The 314-nt window shown below is 59.2% G+C and carries 1 protein-coding gene; it reads right to left on the bottom strand.

Annotation, left to right across the window (positions count from 1 at the left end; genetic code table 11):
* Positions 1-164: ribonuclease III domain-containing protein (locus P0G09_RS20930; protein ID WP_342760555.1), on the bottom strand; the 164-nt coding region annotated here is incomplete at its 3' end.
* Positions 165-314: the final 150 nt, after the last annotated feature.

Here is a 314-nt window from a genome sequence, read left to right as displayed (position 1 = left end):
GCCCGGGCCGAGACATACTTGACCTTTTCCACATTGAGCTTGCCTGCGGACATCCGGTGGGGCCGTGCCAGACGGGTGCGCACCAGCAGTTCCAGCACGCTGTCTCCCACAAAGGCCAGCGCCAGCGGGTTCAGCTCACGGGGGTCGATGGTTTCTTCCTGCATTGTTGTAATCCTCTCCCTCTCCGTCATTGCTTACGCAATGCCACCTCTCCCAAAGGGGAGAGGCACTTGCAGCTTTCAGACATTCTTCAGCAAAACAGAAGCTGCAAACCTGTCAGATGCGTTGGCTCCCCCTTCGGGGGAGCTGGCGAG

The sequence above is a fragment of the Faecalibacterium sp. DFI.5.82 genome, from assembly GCF_029076575.1.
GTDB classification, from domain to species: Bacteria; Bacillota; Clostridia; order Oscillospirales; family Ruminococcaceae; genus Faecalibacterium; species Faecalibacterium duncaniae.
Note: the sequence above shows the minus strand (reverse complement) of the source record. Positions and strands in the feature narration are given on the sequence as shown.